Below are 22,176 nucleotides of genomic sequence, written 5' to 3'. Positions count from 1 at the left end.
AAGAAACAAAATTCAAAGGAGGCGATTTTTATGAAAAAAATTTTTACTTTATTAATTGTTTTATTTACTTTAAGTATTTTCTTTGCGGAGACTAATAATATTTTTACTTCAAAAGAATCTCTCAGTTCTGATGAAATAAATGCTATTTTATTAATGAGAGAAGAAGAAAAATTAGCAAGAGATGTTTATGACTATTTTGCCAATCTATATAATTCAAAAATTTTTTATAATATTTCAAATAGCGAGCAAAAACATACAGATTCTGTAAAAAATATTATAGAAAAATATAATTTAGAAGATCCTTTTATAAACTCTGCTGGAGTATTTGAAAATGAAGAATTACAAAACATTTATAATGATTTAATCGAAAAAGGAAGCAATTCATATATTGATGCTTTAAAAATTGGAGCCATGATTGAAGAATTAGATATTAAAGATATCAGAGATTCTTTAAATTATATAGATAATGAAGATATAATATTTGTGTTCAATAATCTTGAAAAAGGTTCTGTAAACCATTTAAACTCTTTTATGAAGAATATAGAAAAATTAAATTCACAATATTCACCAATATATTTATCTGAAGACGAATTCTATAAATTAATAAAATAAAAAGCCTTTAAAGGCTTTTTATTTTAATTACAGATTCTCTTTCTTTTAAAATTGTGGGTAATAATATTTTTCTTTTAACTGCACTTTTACATCTATTCTCTATTCTTTCAATTAATAAATTTGCAGCATTAACACCTATTTCTGTTCTTGGCTGAGCTATAGTAGTAAGAGCGGGATATGTATAAGCTGAATAAAAATCATCATCAAAACCCATTACAGATATTTCTTCAGGTATTTTGATTCCTTTTTCATGCAAACATTTTATTCCTCCCATTGCTTGCCAATCATTAGTATAAAATATGGCTGTAACTCTATCTCTTTCATCTTCTAAGTACTTTTTTGTGGCATTATATCCATGTTCAGCTTTATATCCACCTTTTTCAAAATAAATATCAAGATCTTTTTTCTTATATGCATAATCAATAAAAGCTTTTTTTCTTTCAGAAAAAGAATAAATTGTTTTATCTCCAGTAATAAAGAGTATTTTTTTATGACCTTTTTTATAAAGATATTCAACTGCTTTTAATCCAGAATTATAATTATCTATGCTAACTGAATCTATTTGAATTTCACTATCTTTTCTATCAACAACTACAACTGGAATAGCAGAATTTATTAATTTTTCTATATAATTTTCATCTTCTTTAGATGTACAAATAATTATTCCATCTACTTTTCTTAAAAGAAGTTCATCTAAAACAGCTACTTCTTTTTTTAAAAGACTGTTGGTTGTAGTTAAAAACATTTCATAATTTTGTTCCAATAATTGTTTTTCTATACCATCAACTATTATATTATAATGTTGTCCTCTAATATTTGGAATTAATACTCCTATAGTTTTTTTTGATGATTTTTTTAACATATCTGTTCTCGTATAACCAAATTCTTTCAAAATTTTTAAAACTTTTTTTCTAGTTTCTTCTGAAACATTTTTCTTTCCATTTAATACTCTTGATATTGTTGTTATAGAAATTCCAGAATATTTTGAAATATCTCTAAGCGTTGTCATTTTTTCACCTCTATTTAAATATAACCTAAAACTCCGAAAAAATTCGGAGTTTATTTTAAATAATTATATGGAAATTTTGCAAAATCAATCATATCATCAGGTATTTCATTATTTTTAATTATTTCTTTAAATATGTAATAAGAAGGTCTTGGTGTCCTTTTTTTAGTTTTAAAATCAATACTTATAATGCCAAATCTTTTATTCAATCCTTTTGCCCATTCATAATTATCTGAATAGCTCCAATGAAGATAACCAAAAACATCTGCTCCTTCTTTTATAGCTTCATTCATCATTATTAAATGACTTATTAAATAATTTTTTCGAGAGATATCTTCTTCATCTGATAATCCATTTTCTGTTATTATCATAGGTTTATTATATCTTTCTTTTAAGGCTAAAAGTAATTCCTTTAATCCCTCTGGATATATTTCCCAACCAATATCAGAAACCGGTCTATTATCTTTAGATTTACTCATTCCAACACAACTTTGCCCATATCCGGAAATTGATTTTATATCATGAGATGTTTTTTCAAACATTGTTCTCGAATAGTAATTAATTCCTATAAAATCACATCTTTTTTCAAGATCTTTTCTATATCTTTTTTCATCTTCAAAATTTTCTTTATATACTCCTTTTGTTATCATATCCATAAAATAATATGCAGATTTATACATTGCTTCATCACATATACTTTTATTCTCATCTAAGGTTGTCGCCCAAGTAAAAGCATATATTAATCCTATAGGTTTTTTTGTATAGTTTTTCATCGAGTCATAAGCTCTTGCATGTGCTTGTGCTTGATTTTTTAATGCTTTGATATAATAAAGTTCATTCATTATAGCAGGAGGAAATCCAGCCATACAATTCAAATATCCCAAAGAAGAAACTACTTGAGGTTCATTTTCAGTACTCCAATAATCAACTATTTCATCAAATTCATAAGCCATAAATGCTGCATATTTTACAAACTCTATTATTGTATCTTCATCAACCCATCCAAAAGGGCCCTGTCTTAAATTATTTACTTTTATTGGATCATGTATCCATAACGGTAATGTGAAATGCCATAAGTTTAAAAATATTTTCATTCCTTTATTTTTGGCATCATTCATAATATTTTTATAATCTTCTATAGCTTTCTTATCCGCTATTTTCTTTAACTCTTTTATAGTTTCTTCAGTAATTTTTATATCTATTATATCCTTTTTTTCTCTTAAAATATCAACTTTTATATCTTTTGTGCTTTCTTTAAAAATCCTAGACCATTCGACACCCAGTCTTAATATATTGCAACCCATCTTTTTCATATATGAATGATCTTCTTCATAATAGTTAAAATAATCTGGACCATCCTCAGGTTTATCTCCACTAACAATACCATTCTCTATATTCAAACTATTATTAACCCATTTATACCAATCTGTATTTTTGTCTATATATTTACCAGATTTATCTCCCATTTCGAATTGAAATCCTGAAATAGAAAATCCCCATAAAAAATCTTTTTCAAACTTGTACATTTAAATACCTCCATATCTATAAACTGAATAAAACATTATGATTTTTTTCAACTTCTATAAATCCCTTTTTATCTTTTGAACTTTTATAAAATTCTTCTACTTTTTTATTTATATCTTCTGGTAAAAATTTTTCATTTTTATTCCATTTGTTTCCTATATCCGGTATAGACTTTAAAAGCATTTTTGTATATGGATGAATTGGATTATTATAAACAAGAGATGTTTCTCCTTTTTCAACAAGATTACCCTTATGCATTATAAGAGTTGTATCACTTATATAGTATCCAAGTGAAAGATCATGTGTTATAAACAATACAGCCATACCTTTTTCTTTACATATTTTTGCAAGAAGATTCAAAACATCTATTCTTGTGGATGCATCTAACATACTTATTAATTCATCAGCAATTAGAACATCAACATCCATTATCAAAGCTCTTGCTATTAAAAGTCTTTGAAGTTGACCACCACTTAATTGATGAGGATATTTTTTCAATATGAATTCCGGATTCATTCCAACACATTCTAAAGAATCCCTTATTTTCTCATTTTTATTTTTACTTTCTCCAATAAAATTTTTAAATATCATATCAAATATTCTATCTATTTTAAAAAGCGGATTAAATGATGCAAATGGATCTTGAAAAATACCTTGAACCTTTTTATAATATTTTCTTTTATCTTTATATTCTAAATTTATATCCTTATCTTTATAATAAATATTCCCTGATGAAGGTTTTAATAATCTTAATATGAGTTTTCCAATTGTTGTTTTTCCACTTCCACTTTCTCCTATAAGGGATATTATCTCTCCCTTTTTTATTTCAAATGTAATATTATTAACTGCATGAATTTTTTTCTTAGATAAAATTCCTATTGAAAAATCTTTTTGTAAATTTTCTACTTTCATCAAAGTATTAGGCATTTTTATCACCTTCGATCTGTTTGTAATTCCAACAAGAAATTACATGATTTTCATCTATTTTCTTTTGAATTGGGGTTTCTTTAGAACATATTTCTGTTGCATATTTACATCTAAACCTAAATCTACAACCGTCTCCTATATTCAAAAGATTTGGAGGTGTACCTTCTATTCCTTTGAGTTTTTCATTAATATACTGAACATTGTTTTTAGGTAATGAAGATATTAAAGCTTTTGTATATGGATGTTTTGGAGACTTTATTATGATATCAGAGTCCGCTATTTCTGCTACATGACCAGCATACATAATCATTATTCTATCAGCAACTTGGTATAATATTGATAAATCATGAGTTATAAACATGGCAGATCCGATTATTTTTCTATCTCTGAAATCAGATATCATATTTGCAACAAATCTCTGAGAACTAACATCTAAAGCTGAAGTAACTTCATCACATATTAGCAAATCCGGATCTAAAAGAGTTGATATTACCATTACAAGTCTTTGCTTCATACCTCCAGAAAGTTCTATTGAGTAATTATCCAAAATAGATGGTGATAAGTTCACTAAACTCAATCTTTCTTTTACTTTGTCAAAAAAATTTTTATCTGGATTTATTCCATGCTGAGAAACTATATCAGAAATAAATATTTTTATTTTTTTAGTTGGACTAAAAGCATCCATAGCAAATTGAGGTATTATAGATAAATTTTTAAATCTTAATTTATTCATTTCTTTATTTTTTAAATTCATAATATTTGTTCCATTTAAAATAGCTTCTCCAGATATATAATTTAAAGGCTTTTTCAAGAGAATTAATCCATTTCCAAGAGTGGATTTACCACATCCAGATTCCCCAGCAACACCTAATATTTCTCCTTTTTTTATTTCAAAATCAATTCCATCTATAGCTTTGACATATCCCCTTAATGTTTTATAATAAAGTTTCAAATCTTTAACTTCAAGTATTTTATCATTCATATAAATCACATCTCTCTCAATGTAGGATTAAAGACTTCATCAAGTCCCGTATTTATAAAATAAAGAGAAGTCACTAAAACAGTCAATATAACTCCTGGTAATATAGCCCACCACCAAAGACCTAATTGTATTGCATTCCAATTCACAGCATTTTGCATTATAAGTCCCAATGAAATTCCTCTTGTAGGACCTAATCCTATAAAATCAAGACTAACAGAAGTCAAAATTGCACCTGCAAATTGCAAAATATAAACCATAAATACATATGAAAACATGTTATAAGCTATGTCATCTTTTATTATTTTAAAAGATGATGCTCCAGAAATTCTTGAAAGATTGACAAACTCTTTATTTCTTAATGATAGAGTTTGTGAACGTACGGCTCTTGCAACCCAAGGCCATGATGTAAATCCAATTATCATACTTTGAGTAACTACACCTCTATAAGGTAAATATGCCGATAATATTATTAATAAAGCTATTGTTGGTATTACAAGCAACATATTAGTCATCATCATCAATAATTCATCAAGAAAAGAACCGCTTTTATATCCTGCAAAAAAACCTATTATCAAGCCTATTATAGTTCCTATAGTACCTCCTATAAAACCAACTACAAAAGTAGATCTAAGTCCATAAATAACTTGAGAAAATATATCTCTCCCAAATATACTCGTTCCCATAAAATGTTCTAATGAAGGACTTAAATATGGTTGCCCTGCAAACTCTTCATAATCATAAGGAGCTATTAAAGGACCAAAAATTGCTACTATTAAAAGGAATAAAAATATTGAAATCCCTATTATAACTTTTTTATTCCTCAATGCAAAATATAAATTGTCATTTTTTTTAATTTTTTCTATAAAACTCATTTTATCAAACCTCCCCAGAGAAAGAAAATCTAACTCGTGGATCTATTAACATGTATACTATGTCTACGAGGAAATTTGCAACTAATACTCCTATTACAATGAATAAAAAACAGCCTTGAACAAGAAAATAATCTTGATTTAAAATAGCTTTCAAAAGCGTATAACCTATTCCAGGATATGAAAAAACTATTTCTGTTGTAAATGCTCCGGCAACTATAGTTCCCAATTGAAGTGCAAGACCTGTTACTTGTGGAAGTATTGCATTTCTAAATGCATATTTTCTTATAAGTTTTTCAGAACTTCCCAATGATTCCATATATTTTGAGTAATTTGAACCCATTTCATAAATGATCATATTTCTCATTCCTATTGCCCATCCACCTAACATAACTATAAAAAGTGATAAAAATGGTAAAATCCAATGATGTAAAAAATCCAATATGAAATCCATTCTTAATCCTGGGACCATTATATTACTATATGCTCCATTGATTGGAAACCACTCTAACTTAACTCCAAAAAAGAACACTAATAAAACGGCAAACCAGAAATAAGGCGAAGATGTTAAAACATAAAAAAATGGCATCATTATATTATCAACTTTTTTGTTTACACCTGATCTTGCTCCAAGTTTATTACCAACAACCCAACTTAAAAGTATTGCAGGTATTAAAAGCAAAATATCATATACAAGTGCTTGAGAAATTATTTCTGAAACTTTCTTTGGATATAAGTAAATGCTTATACCGAGATCACCTGTAAACAAGGATTTCCAAAAACTAAAATATTGAGTCAACAATGGTTGATCAAGTCCAAAAGATCTAGTAAAAGTGCTTCTAACTATCTCACTACTATTTTCAAGACCATTAAACCTCGAAAGAAGCATAGATATAGGATCTCCTGGCATAAATCTTGGAATTGCCCAATCTAATGTAACAGCAAAGAAAAAAGTTATCATATATATAATTATTTTTTTTCTGAGATATTTACCCATTTTATCCTCCTTCAATATTGAATAAAAACAGGCTCCGAGGAGCCTGTTATTTTAATTGGCAGGTTTCATATTTAAAAGCATATTTAAACCACCTATTTGCCATTTTCCCCCCCAAGTACTTGGATAACCTATAGGATTATCCTCTGTTGGATAGTTTGTCCAATAAGAAGTAGAACCTTGGAACCACATACCGTTATACCATAATGGTATTGAAGGCATTTCTTCTAATAATATTTTTTCTATATTTGATGCTATTTCTTTACTATTTGAAGATCCTTCTTTTGCAAAATTAAATTTTATAATCAAATCAAATAAATCTTTATTTTCATATCTTCCCCAATTACCTTGAGTTATTTCATTTGTATATATTCTATTTGAAGCTACCCAATTCCAATATGTCCAAGGTGTTTTAGATACACTTGAACTTGCATTATCTATAAGCATATCAAATCCACCCTTTTGTCTCATAGATAGAAAAACAGAATAATCTGGGAATTTTGCATTAACATTTATTCCAACTTCTCTCAATCCAGATGCTATTATTTTTGCCGCTTCCATCCAATCTGTCCAGCCATTAGGCACAACAAGTTCAAGACTTATTGTTTTTCCATCTGGTGTTTCTACATAACCATCTTTATTTATATCTTTATAGCCATTTTCAGCTAAAATTGTTTTTGCTTTTGAAGGATTATAATTAAATCCATAATTTTTTTCTATATCTTTATCTATATAAGATTTCCAAGAATCAATAGGTATAAGTCCTGTAGATCCTGCTGGTTGAACTTGTTCTTCATAAACTTTCTCTGCTATCATCTCGCTATTTATTGCAAAAGATACAGCTCTTCTAAAATTAGAATCATCCATAGGTTTTTTGTTTACATCCATAAATAATATCGCTACGTTTTCAGGTAACATGTATGGAGCTTCTTTATAATATGTAGTTAAATTATATAAAGACTTTATTCTTGGTACACCAGGTATGAAGAAATTCGAAATATCCAATTCACCTTTCATAAGCATTCCTAATGAAACATTGTTTCCTGAAATTTGCATATAAACAATTCTTTTAGGTGCAGGCTTTCCGAACAAATTATTTCCCCACCAATTTTCATTTCTTATCCAAATCATTCTATCGGCACCAACGCCATCATATTTATACATACCAGTTCCCATTGGATATTTATTAGCTGTTTCAAGTAATTCTTTCTGTGTCATATTTTCCCATATATGATGTGGCATTATAGGTTGCTGATATAAAAAATATGACCATTCATGATATCTTGATTCTTTAAAAGTTATTTTAACTTGATATTTTCCAATTATTTCAACATCAGATACATAATTCCAAACATTTGAATAACTCAATTCATACTTTCTTGAAATATCAAATGTAAAATAAACATCATTAGAATCAAAAGTATTTCCATCGGCCCAATTTATACCTTTTTTTAGAGTTAAAAGATATTCATTATCTGATATCCATTCGCCTTTTTCAGCAAGCCATGGTTTCAAATTATTTGAAAGAGGATCATAAGTAAAAAGTGTTTCATATACTAATCCAACGGTTCCAGTTGTAGCATTCCATGGAGTAAAAGGATTCCAATTAGTTGGTGTATTCCACAACCCCCCACCAGCAACAAAAGTTTCATTTCTATCATAAGTTTCTCCAAAAGATAGATTAAAAGCAAATACTATCAAACTTATAACTAAAAAAATCTTAAAAAATTTCTTCAATTTGTTTCCCCCCTTTTTTCATAGTTCATCAAAATTTTAGCATGAAACAATTTTCATGAAAAGTTTCAGGTCTATTGAAAGATTTGTTTCATAAGTATTTATTGTTAAATAAACATTTTAATCTCTTCAAACCTTTTATTTTCTTAATCATTTATTTATAAAAAATACAAATATATTTAATGATTTATATTTTTAATCATAATTTTTATTTCTATAATAATGTAAAATATTTCATATTTTTTGCAAAGTATATTAAATATGTTATAATATATTTAAAGCAATTTTTATATTTTCTTAATGAATTAAAAAGGATTTGGAGGATTTTTATGGATACTTTAGATTTGATAACTTTAAGAGAATGTTTTAAAAAAAGTAATGAAGAAATTATCAAAATATATCAAGGACAAGAAAATGCTCCTGTTTTTAAAGAAGACTACAACTCTAAAAAATTGAATATTTATAATCATTTAAAAAAATATAAAGATATCAAAATAATTAATTTTTGGGATTCAGATTATCCTGAAAATTTAAAAATTATTAAAGACCCTCCAGTAATTTTGTATTATAAAGGAGATATTTCTCTTATAAAAACAAAAACTGTTTCTATAGTGGGTACGAGAAAACCAACAGCTTATGGAATAAAAACAACTGAAGAATTTTGTGAAATATTAAGTGATTATACAACTGTAAGTGGTATGGCTTACGGAATAGATTCTGCTGTACATAAAAATTCTAAAAACACTATAGCTGTTCTTGGGAATGGTGTAGATTCGGCTTATCCTAAAGGAAATCAAAAACTTTATGAAAAACTTTGTGATGAAAATCTTGTAATTTCAGAATTTATACCTGGTAGTACACCTTTTAAACACACTTTTCCATATAGAAATAGAATAATTGCTGGTTTTTCAGATAAAACAATAGTAATAGAGGCAGCAAAAAAAAGTGGATCCTTGATTACCGCACGTTATGCTTTAGAGTTTGGCAGAGATGTTCTTGCAGTTCCAGGTGATATTACAAGAGTAAATTCATATGGAACAAATTATTTAATATATTCTGGAGCAACACCTATAATATCTAAAAAAATTTTAAAAGAAATTTTTAATATAAGCATTTCTGGAGAAAAATTAAACACAAATAATTCTCTTGAAAATCAATTAATAGATTTAATAAAAAATAACATAAATACAGTTGATTTAATATGCAATAAACTCAATGAAGATGTTTCAATAGTTTTATCTACATTGATGAATCTTGAAATTAAATCAATAATTTCACAAGAATCAGGTGTTTACTTTCTACTTTAAGGGGGAATATTATGCCAATATTGAGACAGGAAGAAATAAAAAAACTTGTATCTGCTGATTATTATGATCCTTTTTATTTTTTAGGTATTCATAAAATGAATAAAAAGCAATTTGTAATCAGAACTTTGCAACCTTTTGCAGAAGTGGTACAGCTTGTCAGTGATATTAGCAATGATTTTTTTAAAAAAATCGATGAAAACGGTTTATTTGAAATAATTGTTGATGCAAATGACTTTTTTGAATATGAATTGCTATATACTGGAAAAAATGAGAAGAAATGGCAAACAAAAGATCCTTATTCTTTTTTACCTGTATTTGGTGATTTAGATAAGTACTTATTTAAGAATGGAACACATTATAATATATATGAAAAACTTGGAGCACATGTTATGAAAATAAAAGATGTAGAAGGAACTTTATTTTCAGTATGGGCACCAAATGCTAAAAGAGTAAGTGTAGTAGGTTCATTTAATGGTTGGGATGGAAGAATTCATCAAATGAGAGTTCTTGGAGATAGTGGTGTATGGGAAATTTTTATTCCAAATGTAAAATCTGGAGATATATATAAATATGAAATAAAGACTCAAAGCAATGATATTCTTTTAAAATCAGATCCTTATGCATTCTTTAATGAAATGAGACCAGCAAATGCATCTGTTGTTTTTGATATAAATGATTTTAAATGGAAAGATTCTAAATGGATGAAAAAAAGATCTAAAAATAATTTTAAAAAAAAACCCATGAATGTTTATGAAGTTCATGCAGGATCTTGGAAGAGAAAAGAAGAAAATAATTTTTTAAATTATAAAGAACTCGCTGATGATTTAGTAGTATATCTAAAAGAAAATAACTTTACTCATATAGAATTGATGCCAATATCTGAACATCCATTGGATATGTCATGGGGTTATCAAATAACGGGCTATTTTGCTCCATCTTCGAGGTTTGGAACTCCAAAAGATTTTATGTATTTTGTAGATAAAATGCATAGAAATAATATAGGAGTTATATTAGACTGGGTTCCAGGACATTTTCCAAAAGATGAACATTCTTTGGGTCGATTTGATGGAACTGCACTTTATGAACATAAAGATCCAAGACTCGGAGAACATATAGATTGGGGTACTTATATATTTAATTATGGTAGAAATGAAGTCAGTAATTTTCTAATCTCAAATGCTCTTTTTTGGGCAAAAATTTATCATATAGATGGTTTGAGAGTAGATGCTGTTGCATCTATGTTATACCTTGATTATAGTCGTAAAGATGGCGAATGGATACCAAATAAATATGGTGGCAGAGAAAATCTTGAAGCCATTGAATTTTTTAAACATTTAAACTCTATATTAAAAAATGATTTTCCAGGTTTTTTAACAATAGCAGAAGAGTCTACTTCTTTTCCTGGAGTAACTCAAAAAGTTGAAAATAATGGATTGGGATTTGATTTGAAATGGAATATGGGATGGATGCATGATTCTCTTGAATACTTTGAAAAAGAACCTATATATAGAAAATATCATCAAAATGAAATAACTTTTTCTATGGTTTATTCATTCTCTGAAAATTTTATACTTTCCATTTCTCATGATGAGGTTGTATACGGGAAAAAATCTATGATCGAAAAAATGCCTGGAGATTTATGGCAAAAATTTGCAAATTTAAGACTTTATTATACTTTTATGTATTCACATCCTGGAAAAAAACTTTTATTTATGGGAAGTGAGTTTGCTCAATATAAGGAATGGGATTTTAATCATTCTTTAGATTGGCATCTTTTGAATGAAGAATATAATTATAATTTGAGTAAATTTTTCAAAGATATTACAAACATTTATTTAAACAAAAAACCTTTATATGAAATAGACTTTGATCCGACTGGATTTGAGTGGATCGATATAAACGATTCAGAAAATTCTATTATTAGCTTTTTAAGAAAAGATAATAATAATAACTTTATAGTTTGTATTTTTAATTTTACTCCAGTTATCAGAGAAAACTATAGAATTGGTGTTCCGAAATCAGGTATATATAAACAAATATTTAATTCTGATAAAGATATTTATTCTGGATCAAATTGGGGTATAATAGAAGAAATAAATTCTGAAAACATACCTTGGCATGGAAAAAATTTTTCTATAAATATTACTTTACCTCCTTTAAGTGGTATATTTTTTGAATTAAAATAAAATAGAGGTGATTTCATGAAAGCTATAATACTTGCTGGAGGATCTGGTGAAAGATTTTGGCCATTATCCAATTCAAAAACTCCAAAACAATTTTTAAAAATATTCTCAAATAAAAGTCTTTTAAGGGAAACTTTTGAAAGACTTAATCATAAACTTTCAAAAGATGATATTTTTGTGGTTACTTCTGAAAAACATTTTATTAACACAAAAAATGATATACCCGAATTATCTGAAAACAATATAATTCTTGAACCTATTGCGAGGAATACTGCTCCCGCTTGTATGTTGGCAACTCTGTGTGCGAAAAATGATGATATAGTACTAATTCTACCAGCAGATCATTATATACCTGATTGGATAAATTTTTGGAAAACTGTGGACTTAGCTATAAAAGCAGCTGAAAATGATTCTTTGATAACTTTTGGTATATCACCAAATAGACCTGAAACAGGTTATGGTTATATAGAAAAAAGTGAAGAAATATCTAAAGATATTTTTAATGTAAAATCATTTAGAGAAAAGCCAAATTTAGATACTGCTATTGATTTTTTAAAAAGTAATAATTTTCTTTGGAATAGTGGCATGTTTGTATGGAAAAAATCTGTTTTTATGAATGAAATGAAACTTTATAATAGAGATATGTATGATAAAATGAATGAATTAAACCCAAAAAATATTGAAAAATTGAGAAAAATAATGCCTGAAGTGGAAAGAATAAGTATAGATTATGCTTTAATGGAAAAATCTAAAAATGTAAAATGTATACAATCAAATTTCACATGGTCTGATGTTGGAAATTGGGTTTCTGTAAGAGAACTTGAAGGATATTCCGATAAAAAAGAAAATATATATCTTTTTAATTCAAAAAATGTTTTTATTCATAGCAATAAAAAAGTGGGTATAGTAGGACTCGAAAATATAGTTTTAATAGAAACTGATGATGGAATTTTGATATCTAAAGAAGACTCTGTTCAAAATGTTAGAAATATTGTAGAACAATTAAAAAAAGAAGATGAATTTTAAAATAATAACGGTTTTTAACCGTTATTATTTTTTTAGCATAATTTTTTTACACCATCTTCTATTTTTATTTCATATATTTCACATTTTAAACCCATTTCATCAAAATAATTTCTATTAACAAAATTTTTGAATTCATTTATATTTTTTTTATCTATAAGAGCTATTGCACAACCTCCAAATCCAGCACCAGTCATACGTGATCCTATACAAGATTCATGAGATTGAGCTATAGAAACTATACAGTCTAAGTATTTTCCTGTAACTTCATAATCATTTTTTAATGATTCATGAGATTTATTGAGTATTTCACCAAAAAATTTTATATTATTATTATTTAAAGCCTCTATACTTTTATATACTCGCTTATTTTCTTTTATTACATGTTTTGCCCTTTTAAAAAGAATTTTTTCATCTTTTAAATATTCTAAATCTTCAATATCTGCTTGGCATAGATGCTCTATTTTTTTATGTTCTTGTATAATATTTAAAGCTTCTTCACATTCTTTTCTTCTTTCATTGTACTTTGATTCTCCAAGACCTCTTTTTTTATTAGTATTTAAAATCATTAATCTATAATCTCCAAAATTAGTTGGTATATATGTATAATCAAGTTTATCAGTGTTCAAAAGTATTGCATTGTCCTTTTTACCAAAAGCTACTGAAAATTGATCCATAATCCCAGAATTTATACCAAGAAATTTATTTTCTACTTTTTTCCCCAACATTGATAAATATTTTTTATCTATATTTTTATAATCACTCATATCTAAAAACATAAATCCCATTAAAACTTCTAAAGCAGCAGATGAAGATAATCCTGAACTATCTGGTAATGTAGAATACAAAAGAATATCGAATCCTTTTATATTAAAATTATCTTCTTTCAAATATTTTATTATACCTTTAATATAATTACCCCAACCATCCTCTTTATAAAAAAATAAATCTGATTTTATATCTATTTTTATTGAATTTGGAATATTCATAGATATGACTTTTATTAAATTATCTTCTCTTTCTCTTATAAATCCATATATACCAATCGAAAGTGCTGCTGGAAGTACTTTTCCACCATTATAATCGATATGTTCACCTATGAGATTCACTCTCCCTGGACAAAAATATAAACTTATATTTTTGTCACTTTTTCCATATATTTTCAAAAATTCATTATAAAATTTTTTCATAAAATCACCTCATAAAAAATCTTTAAATTTTTTTATATTATTCCTTAAAATTTCTGCTGTATCTTCAACTAAAAGGGTATTTGTAGCGGCCCATGCTCCCATTTCACTTGAAGCGTACCATTTTATTCTATCTTTATCTCTCAATGGTGGATAAAATTCTATGTGAAAATGGAAATATTTATGAGAATCTTTATATTCATTGCTATTAACTGGGCTCTGATGTACAACCATCATATAAGGAAAAATTTTATCAAATATATTATCAAATCCTCCGGTAAGATATTTTAAAATTTCAGCTAAATCTCTTTTTTCATTATCATTGAATTGTGAAAGATTTGATTTATGATTTTTTGAGACTATGAATGCTCCATAAGGATAATCTGTGAAGAATGGTAAATAAGATATAAAATTATTATTTTCTATTAAAATTCGTTTCTCAAAATTTTTTTCTTTTTTATTCATCTCACACAATAAACATTTTTTATTTTTATTATAATATTCTTTACAACTATCAAGTTCTGCTTTTATTTTTAAAGGTATCCATGAATATGCATATAATTGTCCATGTGGATGAGGCATTGTAACTCCAACTTCTTTACCCCTATTTTCAAATGGAAATACATATTTTATTTTTTCATCTTTAGATAAATCATTATTTCGCTCTTGCCATAGATCAATTAATTCTTTAATATGTTCTAAACTTAGTTGAGGTAATGTAACATTATGATCTGGTGAATATAATATTACTTCACATTTACCATAATTTTCTTTTATTCTATAAAGATCATCATCTTCTAATTCTGGAATATCTGGATTTTGTTTTAAAGTTGGAAAATCATTATCATATTTAAAAACCGTATAATCATCAGGAACATTTTTTCCTTCTCCTGGACAAAAAGGACACCAATCTTGAGGCATATGAGGTCTTTTTTGTCTATTACCTGCAACCATTGTATATGTCCTTAATAATGGATTCCATCTCAATTCAGCCATTAATATCACCTCTTATTTTTAATGATGAATCTCTTATTAATAATTCTATTTCAAGTTTTTGTTTTAATAATTTTTGTTTTGGATTTTTAATTTTTTTATATAACATGTTAAAAGCTTCTTCTCCTAATTTTTCTTTATTAACTCTAATTGTACTAAGAGAAGGAGTTATTAAAGAAGAAAATTTTATATCATCAAAACCAATAACACCAATTTCATATGGTACTTTTATATTGTTTTCTTTCAATGCTTTCAAAACTCCAAAAGCTATCAAATCATTGTAGCAAAAGACACCATCAAATTTTTTATTTTCTTTTAATAATTTTAATATTGTTTTATAACCTGCTTCAACATGTTTTCCTTCATGTATTTTTTCACATATAATTATGTTATTTTTATAATTTAGATCATTTTCATTTAGAGCTTTTTTAAATCCTTCAATTCTATGTTTTGAAGCAGAATTAAAAAGTTCATCTGAAATCATTATTATATTTTTAAACCCTTGATCTATTAGATGTTTAGTTGCAAGATATCCTCCCTCTAAATCATTATTATATATTTCATCCATATCCCAACCTATTATATTTCTACCAACACATACAATTGGAAACTTATTTGAAATTAACCCTTTTATATCTTCATATTTTTTTTGCATTGGAAATAATAAAATGCCATCTACTCTTCTTTCTATAAATACTTCAACTGCTTTTGATTCATTTTCATATAATCCTTCAGAATTCATAACTATTAATTGATAATCCTTTTTTCTTGCACTTTTTTCAATAGAATTAAAAACTTCTGAAAAAAAAGGATTTGAACTATCTGGAATTATAACTCCTATTATTTTACTGTATTTAGACTTTAAAAGTGAAGCATATGAATTTCTTACATATCCCATTTCTTTTGCTTTTTTTAATATTTTATTTTTTGTATCTTCATTTATATCTGGCTTATTATTTAAAGCTCTGGATACAGTATTTATAGAAACACCCATTTCTTTTGCGACATCTTTTATAGTTATATATTTTTTTGTCATAATTAACCTCCTCACCGGTAACGTTCACGGTAGTTGTTATAATTTTAATACAAAAAAATTACTTTTAAGTATAGAAAAAGTTACAAAAAAAGGAAGTCGCTATTAAGCGGCTTCCTCAAAATGGTTTAATTCAACTTCAGTTTCACCATCAAAACTTTCATCTAAAGCAAATTTTAACGATATTAAAGCTATTTTTAATTGTTCATCATCTGGTTCATTAGTAGTTATTTTTTGAAGCATTAATCCAGGATATGCCAAAATTTTACCTATAGGATTATCTATTATTTTAGCTGTCAATCTTTGAAACTCATAAGCTACTCCAGCAACAAGAGGTAACAAAACTATTCTTGAAATAATTTTTTCCCATATAGTGTTGAATCCAAGACCTCCTGAAATAGAAAATACTATTATTGAAGCAAATACTGTTATCAATATAAAACTTGTTCCACATCTTGGATGAAGTGTTGTAAAAACTCTTGCATTCTCTACTTTCAAATCTTTGTTACTTTCATAATTATAAACACTTTTATGTTCAGCACCATGATATTCAAAAACTCTTTTTATATCTTTCATTCTTGCTATTGCAGCAATATAACCTATAACTAGAAATCCTCTAACTATACCTTCAAAAAAAGCAAACCAAAATTCAGATTGTATATTAAAAGGTTTTGCTATTATGACAGGAAGTACTCCAAATCCAAATGTTGCAACTATAAAAGCAAGAATAATTGAAAATATCATATCTTTTTTTGTAAATTCTTCTTCTTCTTCACCTGACATTTTTGCCGAATAAGAAAGTGCCCCCATACCAGTTATCATCGCGTGTAAAAGCACAAAAAAACCTCTTATGAATGGTATCTTTTCTATAATTCCCCATGATTTATCTTTTATTCTTTTTACAGCCACTTTACCATTAGTTTTTTTTACGGCTACTACTGTGTTTATAGCTTTCATCATTACTCCTTCTATTACAGCCTGGCCTCCAACACTTTTTGGTTTATTCATCTTCTAACCTCCTAATTACCTCTTCAGAAATCCCATCTTCAGTAACTAGATAATAAAATTTTAAAGCCTCTTTTTCAATACTATGTTTACCTTTTAAAACTATGGAAGCCTTTTTACGAAATTCATACCTCGTATTTTTATCCATATTTGCAACATCTTTTACTATTGAAATTAACCGCGTGTCATTTCTACACGCGGTAATAATTTCATTAATTATCTTTTCAGATATCATTCTTGAATTTCTTCAACCTGTTTTGATGAAACTTTAAATTTTATACCGGTTCTTGTTTCAGAGCCCACCTCAACTTCTACGAATCCAGGAATTACGAATAATATTTTCCCCTTAGATTCTACAAATCTTCTCGATATTGCTATTGCTTTTACAGCCTGATTAACTGCACCTGCACCTATTGCCTGGATTTCGACTTCATCAGTCTTTGATAGTACTCCTGCAATAGCTCCAGCTACTTTGTTAGGGGCTGATGAATGACTGACTTTTAATATTTCCATCTTTGAGCTCTCCTCCTTATGTGTTAAGAATTCACTATATATTTTATCATAATTTTACGTTTTTTCAAAATTGGATTATGAAAAAGTTAATATTCCTTTTCCATTTTTTTTAGATATGTAAAGATTCTTATCTGAAATTTCAAGATATTTATAAATATTTTCATCTTTTTTTATAACTCCGCCAGCAGAAAAAGTAAAAGTATTTTCAGATTTAAAATCTTTTAATATGTTTTCTATTATTTCTTTTATCTTTTCTTTTTCTGTATTATGTAAAAATATTATGAATTCATCCCCACCAATTCTAAATATATTATCTGTTTTTCTTATATATTTTCTAACTGTATCTGAAAACTTAATCAATATTTCATCGCCATATGAATGTCCATATGTATCATTTATTTTTTTGAAATTATCTATGTCAATCATAACTATACCAAGAGATTTTTCATCAGTTATATTTAATTTTTCAATATATTTTTCATAGCTATTTCTATTTCGAAATTTACATAAAGGATCTATCTCCGCTTCTGTTTTTAAAATATTTATAGCTATTTTATTTTCTAAAATCATAGAGCTTTGTTTTTTTAAATATTCCATTATTTCTATTTGTTCATCAGATATTGGATTTAATGAATATTTATTATCACATATTATGAATCCATATATTTTTTCATTCAATTTTATGGGCATTATTGCAAGTTCTCCGACTATTCCAAGTTTATTTATTGTTATCAAAGGCATAGAACTCAATGGAAGTTTTTCTGATTTGTTTTTTATGAGTATATTTTTTATATAGTCATTTTTTTTGATTATTTTTTCTGATATTTTTATACTTTTTAATTTGTTTAGAAATTTTTCATCTTCTTCTATTAATTCTAGATCGTTTTTATTTTCAAGTATATTCATTTCTATTTTATTAGCTTTTTTACATTTATCATATTCAAAAAAATAAAGCATCGATTTTTTTGCCGAGATCACTTCATAATTTTCATTATATTTTTTGAATAAAATAGCTCTATCAAAACCAGCACCTTGATCACTCGTAAGAATTTTTAATATTGAGTTTATAAGATCTTCAAACTCTGTTTCAGGTTTATATGCTTTTTCTATCAATTTGTTTATATTCAAAAGTATGTTAGCAAGTTTATTACCTTTTAACATTATATCCATTATAAATGAAGCTGGCAATTTTTTAGTTTTTGATATCAAATTGACCAATAAATTTGGTAAATCTGACATTAGTTCTTCATATTCAAAATCTAAACTGTGTGCACTACCTATTATTTTAAGATTTTGTTGTTCAATATTATTTACCTCTATTATCTCATTTAAATAAATAGATTTAAATGAATTTGTAAGTTTTATAAACCTATATATATTATCAGGAACATCTATAGGATCTTTGTAGATTTTTATGTCAATTTTAAAATTATAATAAAAACTTTTATCCAGATTATAAAAAAAATATATCATACCAGGATCAACATTAATATTTTTTATATACTTTTCATATTTTATATCATAAAACATAAAATCACCTTAGACTAAAAAACTCTTCGAGCCTTATTATTATACCCGAAGAGTTTGTCAATTTCAATTTATTTACATTTCAGTTATTTGAATCCAAGTCTTTACAATTGATTTTAATATTTCTTCTGGTGTAAAGAGTTCTCCATTAGTCTTTGTTAAAGATTCTATATGTCTATTTATTTTATTTAATTTTGAAAGTTCATGCACATACTGTCCTAAATTTAATTCTGGAACTATTATAGCTTGAGCATTTTTAAATATTCTTTTAAACCTTGAAGTTGGAATTGGCCATATTGTTATTGGTTTAAAAAGACCTACAGGTATTTTATCTGCTCTGGCCATTTTTACAGCTCTCAAAGCACTTCTTGCAGTTGAGCCATAAGCTACAACAACTATTTCTGCATCATGTAACATATATTCATCATATATAGAAATATCTTCTGTATATAATCTTATTTTTGTGTCCAAATGTTGTATCATTTTTTCAGATAGATCTGGATTTCTTACAGGGAAACCTGTTTCATCATGTACAAGTCCAGAAACATGAAATCTTGTTTTTCCCATTTCAACTAATGGTTGTACTCCAACTCCTTCAGTAACATCAAATGGATGAAATAAATCATCATCACTTAATTCTTCTTCTTTTTTTCTTTCTATGTTTTCAGGATATTCATCTTCATATTCAAGATAAACACTTTCTCTCATATGACCTAAAACTTCATCCATCAAAAGAATTACAGGGGTTCTGTATTTTTCAGCATAGTTAAATGCAACCGTAGTATATTTAAAAACTTCTTCAACTGTAGATGGATATAAAACTATTATCTGATGATCTCCATGAGTTCCCCATCTAACCTGCATGATATCACCTTGTGCAGGTTTAGTTGGCATACCTGTACTCGGACCACCTCTCATTACATCAACAAAAACACATGGTGTTTCTGTCATTATTCCATATCCTAAAGCTTCTTGCATAAGAGAAAAACCAGGACCACTTGTAGCAGTCATAGATTTTGTTCCTGCTAAAGAAGCTCCTATTATTGCTGCTGCACTTGCTATTTCATCTTCCATCTGTATAAATGTTCCTCCAACCTTTGGAAGTTCTCTCGCCATAGTTTCAGCTACTTCTGTAGATGGAGTTATCGGATATCCTGCAAAGAATTTGCAACCTGCTTTTATAGCTGCTTTTGCTGCTGCTTCATTTCCTTGCATGAAATACATTTTACCCATAAGTTTACACCACCCTAATAGTTTATTCTTTTTCTACAATGTTTATAGCAAAATCAGGACAAATTCTTTCACATTGTAAACAACCTATGCATTTGCTGTGATCTGGTATTTCTGGTCTTCCAAAATCCCCAGCAACTATTGTCTTTGTAGGGCATATCCAGTAACATAAACCACATTTTTTACAATAGTTCCTGTTTATGTTTACTTCAAAACTTTTTTTGGCTGGCATTTCTGCACCTCCATTTTATTTTTAGCCTATTATACTTATAAAGACACCTGCTGCAACTGCTGAACCTATTACTCCTGCAACATTTGGACCCATTGCATGCATTAATATGAAATTAGAAGGATCTTCTGATTGTGCGACTTGTTGAGCAACTCTTGCTGAATCTGGTACAGCTGATACACCCGCTGCTCCTATCAATGGATTTACTTTTTCTTTTGAAAAAACATTCATTAATTTCGCAAAGAGTATCCCTGAAGATAGAGCTATTATAAATGCCGTAGCTCCTAAAAGCATTATTTTTAATGTTTGAGTTGTTAAAAATATTTCAGCAGTAGCCGATGCACCAACAGAAACCATGAGCAATATGGTAACTGTATCTAAGATAAATCTTGAAGCAGCTTCTGCTAATCTTGAGGTAACTCCAGATTCTTTAAGTAAATTTCCAAGCATTAACATTCCAAGAAGAGGTAAAGCTTGTGGAACTATTAGAGTTACAACTAATGTAGTAATTATAGGGAATATTATCTTCTCTTTTTTACTTACAGTTCTTAATCTTTTCATCCTTATCAATCTTTCTTCTTTAGTTGTCAAGAGTTTTGAAACTACTGGTTGAAGTATAGGAATTAAAGCTATATAAGAATAAGCCGCAACAGCTATTACGGATAAGAGTTCTGGTGCAAACTTAGTTGATAAATATATAGATGTCGGTCCATCTGCTCCACCAATTATAGAAATTGATGCAGCCCCTGCAAGACTAAATCCCATAGTCTTTGCGAGTATAAAAGATATAAAGATTCCAACTTGTGCCGCAGCACCTAAAAGAACCAATTTTGGATTTGCTATGAGATATGAAAAGTCAGTTATTGCTCCTATTCCCAAGAAAATTAAAGGTGGATATATACCCAAATCCATTCCTTGTTTTATATACCATAATAATCCGCCTACCTGTCCATTTTCTGGAGCAGAAAGTATTCCTGTAACTTCTGGAGGGATATTTGCCATTATCATCCCAAAACCAAGAGGGATCAACAAAAGTGGTTCTGCATGTTTTACTATAGCAACATATATTATAAGTGAACCAAGACATATCATCAAAATATGTTGCCAAGTTAAAAATGCAAATCCACTGTTAGAAAAAAAACTCAGTAAATTTAGTCCTTCCTGTAGCTCCATCGTTTTACCTCCCAAAATATATAAATAAATAGTATCTTTCTAAATTCTAAAAACGTTTATTTAAAGTAATTTTAAACGATGTTAAAAGGGATATTTACCTCCATAGGTTATAATTAAATTGTTAA

At 27.4% G+C, this 22,176-nt stretch carries 21 protein-coding genes; 4 read left to right on the top strand and 17 right to left on the bottom strand.

The window, feature by feature from the left end; translation table 11 throughout:
* Positions 1 to 30: 30 nt before the first annotated feature.
* Positions 31 to 612, top strand: coding sequence for a DUF2202 domain-containing protein (locus PWP28_RS00105; protein WP_308644022.1), 582 nt, complete (start codon positions 31 to 33; stop codon positions 610 to 612).
* Between the two features lie 7 nt (positions 613 to 619).
* Here the strand turns inward: PWP28_RS00105 and PWP28_RS00100 are convergent, their stop codons facing one another.
* The 7 genes from PWP28_RS00100 to PWP28_RS00070 are packed head-to-tail and all read right to left on the bottom strand — an operon-like array spanning position 620 to position 8,651.
* Positions 620 to 1,621, bottom strand: coding sequence for a LacI family DNA-binding transcriptional regulator (locus PWP28_RS00100; protein WP_308644021.1), 1,002 nt, complete (start codon positions 1,619 to 1,621; stop codon positions 620 to 622).
* Positions 1,622 to 1,671: 50 nt separating this feature from the next.
* Positions 1,672 to 3,144 carry a beta-galactosidase BgaS gene (gene bgaS / locus PWP28_RS00095; RefSeq protein WP_305081753.1) on the bottom strand — a complete coding sequence of 491 codons (1,473 nt, stop codon included), beginning with the start codon at positions 3,142 to 3,144 and terminating at the stop codon, positions 1,672 to 1,674.
* 16 nt (positions 3,145 to 3,160) lie between these two features.
* Positions 3,161 to 4,069: an ABC transporter ATP-binding protein gene (locus tag PWP28_RS00090; RefSeq protein ID WP_109604019.1), complete on the bottom strand. Its 909-nt coding sequence runs from the start codon at positions 4,067 to 4,069 to the stop codon at positions 3,161 to 3,163.
* The gene (locus PWP28_RS00085; RefSeq protein ID WP_109604018.1) at positions 4,062 to 5,051 is read right to left on the bottom strand and encodes an ABC transporter ATP-binding protein; all 990 of its coding nucleotides are present in this window, start codon (positions 5,049 to 5,051) and stop codon (positions 4,062 to 4,064) included. The genes PWP28_RS00090 and PWP28_RS00085 overlap by 8 nt, the downstream gene beginning before the upstream one ends.
* A gap of 5 nt (positions 5,052 to 5,056) precedes the next feature.
* Entirely contained in the window at positions 5,057 to 5,923 is an 867-nt protein-coding gene (locus PWP28_RS00080) for an ABC transporter permease (RefSeq protein WP_264150432.1), read from the bottom strand.
* Positions 5,924 to 5,927: 4 nt separating this feature from the next.
* Entirely contained in the window at positions 5,928 to 6,917 is a 990-nt protein-coding gene (locus PWP28_RS00075; RefSeq protein ID WP_308644020.1) for an ABC transporter permease, read from the bottom strand.
* A 51-nt stretch (positions 6,918 to 6,968) separates the two neighbouring features.
* The gene (locus PWP28_RS00070; RefSeq protein ID WP_308644019.1) at positions 6,969 to 8,651 is read right to left on the bottom strand and encodes an ABC transporter substrate-binding protein; all 1,683 of its coding nucleotides are present in this window, start codon (positions 8,649 to 8,651) and stop codon (positions 6,969 to 6,971) included.
* 326 nt (positions 8,652 to 8,977) lie between these two features.
* Here PWP28_RS00070 and dprA point away from each other — a divergent pair, with 326 nt between their 5' ends.
* Genes dprA through PWP28_RS00055 form a run of 3 tightly spaced genes read left to right on the top strand, consistent with a single transcriptional unit; the run spans position 8,978 to position 13,164 of the window.
* On the top strand, positions 8,978 to 9,955 hold the full coding sequence (dprA, locus tag PWP28_RS00065; RefSeq protein ID WP_308644018.1) for a DNA-processing protein DprA: 978 nt from the start codon (positions 8,978 to 8,980) through the stop codon (positions 9,953 to 9,955).
* An 11-nt stretch (positions 9,956 to 9,966) separates the two neighbouring features.
* Entirely contained in the window at positions 9,967 to 12,141 is a 2,175-nt protein-coding gene (gene glgB, locus PWP28_RS00060) for a 1,4-alpha-glucan branching protein GlgB (RefSeq protein ID WP_308644017.1), read from the top strand.
* A gap of 15 nt (positions 12,142 to 12,156) precedes the next feature.
* Positions 12,157 to 13,164: a mannose-1-phosphate guanylyltransferase gene (locus tag PWP28_RS00055; RefSeq protein ID WP_308644016.1), complete on the top strand. Its 1,008-nt coding sequence runs from the start codon at positions 12,157 to 12,159 to the stop codon at positions 13,162 to 13,164.
* 32 nt (positions 13,165 to 13,196) lie between these two features.
* Here PWP28_RS00055 and PWP28_RS00050 read toward each other — a convergent pair whose 3' ends face one another.
* The 10 genes from PWP28_RS00050 to PWP28_RS00005 form a co-directional block, all read right to left on the bottom strand.
* Positions 13,197 to 14,351 (bottom strand): galactokinase, encoded by a 1,155-nt coding sequence (locus PWP28_RS00050; protein WP_308644015.1) that lies wholly within the window; start codon positions 14,349 to 14,351, stop codon positions 13,197 to 13,199.
* Between the two features lie 9 nt (positions 14,352 to 14,360).
* Positions 14,361 to 15,344 (bottom strand): galactose-1-phosphate uridylyltransferase, encoded by a 984-nt coding sequence (gene galT / locus PWP28_RS00045; protein ID WP_308644014.1) that lies wholly within the window; start codon positions 15,342 to 15,344, stop codon positions 14,361 to 14,363.
* Positions 15,337 to 16,377, bottom strand: coding sequence for a LacI family DNA-binding transcriptional regulator (locus tag PWP28_RS00040; protein ID WP_109604009.1), 1,041 nt, complete (start codon positions 16,375 to 16,377; stop codon positions 15,337 to 15,339). The genes galT and PWP28_RS00040 overlap by 8 nt, the downstream gene beginning before the upstream one ends.
* Positions 16,378 to 16,479: 102 nt before the next feature.
* Positions 16,480 to 17,382 (bottom strand): DUF1385 domain-containing protein, encoded by a 903-nt coding sequence (locus tag PWP28_RS00035; RefSeq protein WP_109604008.1) that lies wholly within the window; start codon positions 17,380 to 17,382, stop codon positions 16,480 to 16,482.
* The gene (locus tag PWP28_RS00030; protein ID WP_109604007.1) at positions 17,375 to 17,614 is read right to left on the bottom strand and encodes a hypothetical protein; all 240 of its coding nucleotides are present in this window, start codon (positions 17,612 to 17,614) and stop codon (positions 17,375 to 17,377) included. The genes PWP28_RS00035 and PWP28_RS00030 overlap by 8 nt, the downstream gene beginning before the upstream one ends.
* Entirely contained in the window at positions 17,611 to 17,892 is a 282-nt protein-coding gene (locus PWP28_RS00025; RefSeq protein ID WP_109604006.1) for a stage V sporulation protein S, read from the bottom strand. The genes PWP28_RS00030 and PWP28_RS00025 overlap by 4 nt, the downstream gene beginning before the upstream one ends.
* Before the next feature lie 75 nt (positions 17,893 to 17,967).
* On the bottom strand, positions 17,968 to 19,422 hold the full coding sequence (locus tag PWP28_RS00020; RefSeq protein ID WP_109604005.1) for a GGDEF domain-containing protein: 1,455 nt from the start codon (positions 19,420 to 19,422) through the stop codon (positions 17,968 to 17,970).
* A gap of 72 nt (positions 19,423 to 19,494) precedes the next feature.
* Positions 19,495 to 20,652, bottom strand: coding sequence for a 2-oxoacid:acceptor oxidoreductase subunit alpha (locus PWP28_RS00015; RefSeq protein ID WP_109604004.1), 1,158 nt, complete (start codon positions 20,650 to 20,652; stop codon positions 19,495 to 19,497).
* A gap of 22 nt (positions 20,653 to 20,674) precedes the next feature.
* The gene (locus PWP28_RS00010) at positions 20,675 to 20,881 is read right to left on the bottom strand and encodes an ATP-binding protein (RefSeq protein ID WP_109604003.1); all 207 of its coding nucleotides are present in this window, start codon (positions 20,879 to 20,881) and stop codon (positions 20,675 to 20,677) included.
* Positions 20,882 to 20,902: 21 nt separating this feature from the next.
* Positions 20,903 to 22,051, bottom strand: a complete 1,149-nt coding sequence (locus PWP28_RS00005; protein WP_109604002.1) for a sodium ion-translocating decarboxylase subunit beta — start codon at positions 22,049 to 22,051, stop codon at positions 20,903 to 20,905.
* Positions 22,052 to 22,176 lie beyond the last annotated feature (125 nt).

This window comes from Oceanotoga sp., assembly GCF_030445905.1.
Classification (GTDB): Bacteria; Thermotogota; Thermotogae; order Petrotogales; family Petrotogaceae; genus Oceanotoga; species Oceanotoga teriensis.
This window is presented reverse-complemented; position numbering and strand designations above follow the sequence as displayed.